The sequence below is a fragment of the Bartonella sp. AC70YNML genome, from assembly GCF_042196545.1.
Lineage (GTDB): Bacteria > Pseudomonadota > Alphaproteobacteria > Rhizobiales > Rhizobiaceae > Bartonella.
This window is the reverse complement of record NZ_JBHIQK010000008.1, coordinates 8684-16445: the sequence shown is the minus strand read 5'-3', so window position 1 is coordinate 16445 and position 7762 is coordinate 8684. Positions and strand designations below refer to the sequence as shown.

Genomic DNA, 7762 nt, shown 5'->3' with positions numbered 1-7762 from the left:
TGAGAAATGCAAGAGCCGTACAACGGAAAAAATATGCAAATGCTTAATACGCGTTTAGCTTATCAAAAAGGGGGATATAATGGCACTTTTTCCATTTTCTATTGCTGATATTGATGATCCTGAATGTATTCGTGTGGTTCTTTATGCTAGCGGAAGAATGGGACATGCTCCTTTAAACGCATTGTTGAAGAAAGCATATGAAGATATTACAAAAATTTCAAAGCGCATGGATGCTTTAGAAAAAAAATTAAATGCTCTAGACCTTACCAGTGTTGAACAGAAAAAAAATGAGAAAGAAGAGAAGCAAGACAGTATTAATAGTGTTGTGAGTGGTGGAATAACGACATCAAACAGTTTTGTGAGCGCACCAGAAATTCAAACAGAATCATCGTCCGCTGGAGACATATTTTTTTCTTCAATATACGAGGCACCAAAAATAGACTACAGCTCTTTTATTTCAAAATTTACAGCACATAAGCCGCTAGAATTACACAGTAGTGTTGCTCAAAACATCAGTGTTGAGCATTCTAGAGAGATTTCTTCTTTGTTAGAAAAGAGTGATCATAACAATATGTATGGGTTGAAGCTGTAGATCAGATAAACCTGATTTATATCTTCGGTGGGGACTGGAATTGCACTCTGTTTGAGATGTTAAAAAAGGGGTAAAAATTGATAGAGAAGCGTTGTTGCAGGATAAGTTGATCATGCGTTGTTGGGGAGAGTAGGGCGCATATTGAAATCTAAGGGTAAGTTTTTAAAGCCTACAGAGAAAGGAGCTGTGCCCAAACAAAAACGCATGGCAAAAGAAGCTTTAAAAAAATAAAAAATCTTGCAATACTTTGAAAAAGCTTTTGGATAGAGCATTCGATGATTTTAAATCTATAAAAAATTGCCATTTTTACGCTTTTTTTAAAGAGAAAAAGAGCAGTTCATCGCAATTTTAATTTGTTAAAAATCCCATAAAAAGAAAATATTAATTGCCAAAAGGACAAAAGCAGAAAAATGCCTATAAGAAAATTATGCGTATCGTTGTGTCTTTTCTTATAAACGAAGAGAAATGCTATACTGTTTAAGAAGACTTGAAGGCTAAAGTTTCACTTGTTTTCTTGTCAGACAAGATTGTATAAGCGGTTGTTTGTCTTATCCTGCTTATGCTGTAAATACTGTCCTTTCAGGTGTGATGATATAAGGCAAGCTCTTTGTAAGAGCCTCCATGATACAAAAAGTGTTTTTTTAAGGGCGTGGAAAATATTTAAGGCAGGCTTATTTGTTGAGCTTTAAGTTTAAGTCAATCACATGTGAGAAAGCCAAATGGACCCCGCTGCAATCTGGGCTGTTGATAGATCAGATTGGGTGAAGAATCTTCATGTTTTTAAGTGGTGGATGCAAGTCAAGAAAAACCAGCTTTTACAAGTGTAAAAAAGCGGATCTTATTATAATTATGGATTTAAATCATGTGTGTTTTTTCATGGATTATATTGAGATAAAGCTACAAAGTATTTTGATTTATTTGATACGTTTTTATTTTAGAAAGTGCATTGTTGTAAACAACTCTCCTCAATACGAATGTATCATTATTTATACTCTTTTTGGATATTTTTATAAATATAATTAAAAAGCTTGCAATACTATACGCTTTGTGTATAATTATTTATTATTGATTTCTTTTGTATTTTATTTAGTTATATCTCTATTCATAAGCCGCGCCTTTAAATGGTGCGGCTTTTTTTACTTTCTAATAACAGGGGCGCTATATATTTGTTATTGAGATGGCTTTGGATATTTTTCTCATTATTGTATTTTGTGATTTCATTTTGCAGTGAAATCTTAAATTCTTATGTGTTTTATCCCAATAGGGAAGATTCAAATAAAAATGCAGGCGTCTGGTTTCGGTTTCTTTGCTTTGGTTGGGGGGGGACGTTGAATAGTTAAAGAATCTTTGTGACTGTTTGACGGAGCGTGATATGAGGTGGAGCATAAAATGGTGGCGTATTTGAAGGGCCATTATTATACATGTCAGCATGGTCAAAAATGCAAATGTGTCTTTAACAGTGTTTGTTGATCTCGATTAGAAAGTCCATTCTTTTCTTTGTTTGGAGTTTTACATCTATAATCTCTTATCGTTTTAGCGACTGCTTTTTGAGGGGGGGTAATAAAAGGCGTGTTATATATGAAGTGTTTGTGTGATGAATAATGGTAAACCCATTGAGCACTCCCATCTTTACGATTATGCAGAGGCAAGCCGGCACCATCATTGTATTTTCTCGCTCCCAATATTACGACAGCCTTGGTTCGTGAGACGATTCATAAGAAGCATATGCCTTTCTTATACAGTTTTTAATCCACATGCCAGCTCCGCTTGTAACTTGTAAGCGACATGGTTTTGATTGTTTCAACAAAAAACAAACTTCGGATGAGAGAATCCTATGGTGTTCGGGTTTTTCATTCAACGTGCAAAACAATAAAGACTCTTTATAAATCAATATGATGTGTCTTAACAAAGACGAATTATTTATAGAATCGCATGGATGAAGAATCTTCGTCTTTAAAAGTGGTGAGAGAAAATCATCAACCCTATTTTTTCATAAAGGGCATGAGAAAAGTGTTTCATAAGAATTATACGGTAAAAAAGAGAGTCTTTTGACATAAGAGTCTTGATCGTTTGCGGCTATAACCTGTATTGTGTACACAGATACTTCTATCGTTTTTTGCTGTAAAAGCTTCTCTTGGGATATTAAAGGGTACAATCTTTATGGAAAAAAGAATCCGGGCAAGACAAAAGGCTTATTTCAAAAGATTATATCGCAAGATTGCTTTTGTTTGCATGATACTTTTTTGTATAGTGATTTTGTGTTTTGCTGTTGCAAAGGCGGTCAGTTATTTTTCTTCTCATCAAAAAATAACACAACAAGCGCCTGTTGAATTGGCTATTCCTGTCTTTGATCTGCGTGTGTATTGCAAGGAAATTTCTGCTTCCGTTATGCCCGAGATGAAAAAAGAAGTTTATCAGCACTGCCTTAATTTAGAAAGTGAGGCCTATTTTGCTATTCGTGAAATGTGGGATAAGCTTTCTGATACTGCAAAAAAACAATGTTTGACGAGGATCCGTCCTGGGGATGGAAATTATTTTCTCTTACGAGACTGTTTTCTTGATGAAAGAGAAAATAAAACAGGCAAAAGGCGTAATTACTTTTAAGTTTTTATACGGAAAGTTAAAAGGAAGCGAATTTTGATAAAAAGATAAAAGCCTCTTAAATGACTATCTGCCTCAAGACCAATAGTAGCTTGATTTATTTATCTTGTTATATCGCACTTCTTATTTAAGGTATGGCGATATAAGATATGGATGGCCTCCTTGAAATGTTTAAGGGGGCGTGGTGGAGTTTCTGGAGGGGTTGTTGCGCTTTTTTAAGGGAAATAACGAGTGTGGGAAACCCATTTCGTAATGGCTTTGGTGAATGGTATAATGGTAAAACCCTCATGAAATGTATAAAATTTATAAAGCAAGTTCATCTTTATGGTTTAAAAAAGAGTAAGCTGGTACCATATCACACTTTGCTCCGCTTCCAATGGTGCCTCTCGACAGCCCCTTAGCCTTAGAGACGGTTCATAAGAGGTACTTTTAGTCTTTTTTTTCGTTTTTACTCCACGCAGGTTTTCCTACGTGTAACATGCAAGAAAAAGAGATTGATTCAATAGCAAACAGATTGAGGATGAAAAATCCTACGGTATTAAGTTTTCTTACTCAACACAAAAATATGAATTATCATTACAAATCAATTCAGTGTATGAATTTTATAAGTATTTTCATTGTTGACAGACCCGTGTGATTTGAGAATCCTCGTTCTTTGAGGGTGTAAGTCAATAGACATGACAAAAATGAGTAAAAAAACATTTTTTTATAAACATTCAAGGCTTCTTCATGCGTAAAGCGCTGTGTTGGGTTTTAAAATGTGCTTGTTTTATAATTCCAGTTTTCTTTATCAGAAAAGATAAGTAAGGAAATACGTTAGGCCATTCTTATTGATAGGCTTTGAGGAGGGTATTTTTTTGAGAAGAAGCTGATTTTTAAAAAAGTGTGACATATTGGTTGTTTTTTTCATAATTTGATATTTTTTTGTATTTAAATATTTTGTTTTTAAGCTCAATTTGTTATAAATAAAAACTGTGATTAACTTAAAAACTCTATGGGTTAAAATAAAAATTGATAGTATCGTTGGCTTTTTTGGGAAAGAAGATTGATCTCTTGGTGATTATAGGGCTTGAATAATACTTCGTGTTAATCTATCTATAAAAATTAAGAGGTTTTGTGAAGCGATCGTGGATTATCGCTCGCAAGGGGTTGCTTTAGCGATGAAGAGAGGCTATATTTATAAAATAAAGAGGTTCGCGCAGTGACTCGTTGGGATGGAAGTGCTTGTGAGTTAAATGCACGAGGGGGTAGAGAATATCGGCGTTTTTAGGAGCGGTGGTTTTAGAGCAAAAAAGGAAGCTTCTACTATTCTCTGGCAGGAATTTTTTCTTTGTCAGGTGTGTTATATGTGTGTTTTCCTTTTTGTTTTCCACAAGATAATTATTTTTTTTAGTGAAATATGGTTTATTTTAAAAAAAACACTTGGCATTTTACGTGAACATCATTAGGTTTCTGCTGTTTGACAGAGAAAAAGGGAATTTTTGATTTACGATTTCCCTGCTGTTTTGTGATTTTCAAGAAAATATATGCTTTTATCAATATCAGTAGGGTTCGTTTGAGTGAAATAAACGCGGATAGCTTGATAAGCGTATGTTAAACGTGATCAGCATTATCAAAAGATAATGCAATGAGGAAGAGTCAATTAAGACACACATAAGACAAACACTCCAAAAAGGGATAAAGATGAGGCCACAACAAAATAGACGGGTACGCGGTCGCAATAATAACAATAATGGTAATAACAATAATAATCGTCGCGGTCCTAATCCGTTGTCTCGCAATTATGAAAGTAGCGGTCCGGATGTTAAAATTCGCGGGAATGCTCAGCAAATCGCCGATAAATACATAAGCCTTGCGCGTGATGCACAAGGTGCAGGTGATCGTGTTATGTCGGAAAATTATTTACAACATGCCGAGCACTATTTGCGTATTATTTTAGCAGCAGCTGGGCAAATGTCTCAATCGCCTCGGCGTGATGAAAATCGTGGTGATGAAAACGAAAATCGTGATGAAAACAATGGACAAGAATGCGGTGAAATAAATCTTGACGGTGAAAAAAATGATACTGTTGAGGGTGATACAGATGTATTACAAATGTCGTCGCAAAAAAATGGCGATGGCCAAAATGATAAAATGCAAAATGGAGATGCGCGTGAAAACGCTTTAGAGGCTCTATCGGATGAAAAAACAGATCAAGAGCACTGTCTCTCTGAGAAAAATGTTGAACCCATCAAAAAAACACGTCGTTCTCCCCGTCGACGTACTGTACGCACTCAAGATGAAGCACCTTTTGAGCTTTCACTCACAACAGCAGAAAGCTCTAGCAATGGAGATGCATCAAAAGTGACAAAAGAGGCTTCTTCCTTGCCTGAATTAGGTGAAGGGATACAGAGAAAGACGCGCCGTCGCCGAGTGGTCAATCTTGAGGCAGAGGAAAATGTTTAAACCTGAAGGGTGCTGTGTAAGCGCGCTTGTGTGGTGATGTTATTGGTATCATGATAATAAATTATAATATGCTCAAGAAGCTTCTTGCGCTTTCCTTCAGTTTTCACGGGGCTGTATCAGGAACTTAACGAAGGCTGTTGACAGAAAAGATTGCCTCTTTGCTGAGATTTAAGTGAGGGGATACAGAGAAAACCACATTCGTGTATTTTAAGAGGCAGTTCTTTTATGAAGAACGCAATGTCGTTGTTTTATTTAATTCACACCTATATTTAATATTGTTCAATATATTCATGCCCATTGCGCGCTGGTGTTTATGAATTCTATCATGTGAAATCCATCGGTTATCTTTGCTTAATAAAAGATGTAAGCTGGGCGTTATTGCTTTAATTTTCAATGTTGCAACAGTTCTTCTTTTGATACCGGATTATCTATAAGAGGTATTTTATTCATCAATTTCCTTGCTAGGGTATGTGAGGAAATGATTTTGATGAGCTTCATCATAAATAGATTTGAGATGAGAGAATCTTACAGTATTTGAGGTTCTCATTTGACATGCAAAATAAATCATCACTATAAATTAATATGTTGAATTTTTACACTCAAGAAGAAGCATTTCTTGCACGTTCATTAGCTTTTCATCAAATGATGTCCGTTTTCTTAAAAATGGGAATGCGTTGACAGAAAGGTTTCTTCTTTTCCAAAATTCAAGTGAGGGGATACAATAAAAAATGCGCCGTCGCCGTATGGTGGAAATTTAAGACTTATCACATTGATTTATAATAACAATTCATTTTTTTGTATGTTAGGTGAGAGCCCCTAAATCCCTAGGATTCTCTCATTCCAAATTTGTCCCATGGTTGAATCAACAAAAACCATTCGCCTGCACGTTGCAAGCGGGGAGAGCCCGTATGGATAAATTTGTATAAGAAGGAATAAAAATGGCTCTTATGAACTCTCTCTAGCGCCAAGGATTGTCGGCAACACCTACGCGCTGGAAAAGCGTGTGATAATGCCCGGCTCGCAGAAAATGTTTAAACCTTCAGAATGCTATGTCAGCGCTTATTGAGGTTGGCTTGCTTAATGAGGCGTTATTGTCGATATTTTTTCTGTTGTTTCAACAGAAAGAATGGAGACAAGTGCACCGGTATAATAATTGTAAATCATAAATTTTGTTTGTCCATCAGGGGTTAAAATTTTCAGTACAATATTGTTCTCTGAGAGGCTTTGCGACAAAATCTGTGTTTTTTCCGGTAAGGAGAGCGTATGATGGGTAGCTTGTGGATTTTTGCTGAGAGAGGAAGATCGCTCTGTTTGTTTTGACGCTGATCCCGTTGCGATAACTTTATAAACAATTAAAAATAGTACGGTCAGAATAAGGAAGAGCGTTATTAAAACGGAAATAATCATTAATCCCATAAGTTTTTTTCTCACCCGTTCTACAGCAGGATCTAAGGGGAGATCTTGAGGCAGAGTACTTTGCTCTGTGTGATGGTCTTTTGAAGGGTGCATTCGCTTATTATCTATCATGTCTTCCATTGATTATTTTTTTGAGATCTGATGGGTTTATGCTTTTAAAGTTTTTTGTGCAAGAGGTTTGTGGAAGAAGAACGCAAAAGAGGAAGCGATGTTGGTAAAATATCTTGTTTGTGGACTGTAGACAGCTTGTCCTTTACGTTTTGGCTTTTAAGAAGAAAATTTCCACGGTTTGTTACAGACCAGATCAAGTTTACTTCTTGTTGATGTAAACTGGGTTGTACGTTTATACATTGAGCAAAAATTTGTTGTCCATAAAGTGCAAACTTTTTTGTGGACGGTATCATGGCTTGTTCACAAGCTTGAGCTGTTGGGTAAGTTTTAACCATTGTATTGTTCGAATAGCAACTGTTAAAATCATCCGTACATGAAACCAATAAGAGGATAAAAACAAGGGGATTCATAAATTATTTTCCAAATGAGTAGTTGACAGTGTGAACTCCAATTTGTCAGCCTAGGGGCTTCTTCATTGTTAAACGGTTTTACAGTTTTTTAGTTCCCCTTTGAGATGTCGGTTCCCCTTTGAGATGTCGGTTCCCCTTTGAGATGTCGGTTCCCCTTTGAGATGTCGGTTCCCCTTTGAGATGTCGG

The 7762-nt window shown here is 36.0% G+C and carries 5 protein-coding genes; 3 read left to right on the top strand and 2 right to left on the bottom strand.

The features are described 5' to 3' along the window. Nucleotides 1-79 precede the first annotated feature (79 nt). From ACFIMU_RS06305 to ACFIMU_RS06295, 3 genes are all read left to right on the top strand, one after another. The gene (locus ACFIMU_RS06305) at nt 80-592 is read left to right on the top strand and encodes a hypothetical protein (RefSeq protein ID WP_375607019.1); all 513 of its coding nucleotides are present in this window, start codon (nt 80-82) and stop codon (nt 590-592) included. A gap of 2160 nt (nt 593-2752) precedes the next feature. Further along, entirely contained in the window at nt 2753-3196 is a 444-nt protein-coding gene (locus ACFIMU_RS06300) for a hypothetical protein (protein ID WP_375607018.1), read from the top strand. A gap of 1680 nt (nt 3197-4876) precedes the next feature. Then, on the top strand, nt 4877-5638 hold the full coding sequence (locus tag ACFIMU_RS06295; protein ID WP_375610681.1) for a DUF4167 domain-containing protein: 762 nt from the start codon (nt 4877-4879) through the stop codon (nt 5636-5638). 1077 nt (nt 5639-6715) lie between these two features. On the opposite strand, the gene ACFIMU_RS06290 is transcribed toward ACFIMU_RS06295, so the two are convergent. Further along, on the bottom strand, nt 6716-7165 hold the full coding sequence (locus tag ACFIMU_RS06290; RefSeq protein ID WP_375607016.1) for a hypothetical protein: 450 nt from the start codon (nt 7163-7165) through the stop codon (nt 6716-6718). Between the two features lie 44 nt (nt 7166-7209). After that, the gene (locus ACFIMU_RS06285) at nt 7210-7575 is read right to left on the bottom strand and encodes a hypothetical protein (protein WP_375607015.1); all 366 of its coding nucleotides are present in this window, start codon (nt 7573-7575) and stop codon (nt 7210-7212) included. Between the last annotated feature and the right edge of the window lie 187 nt (nt 7576-7762).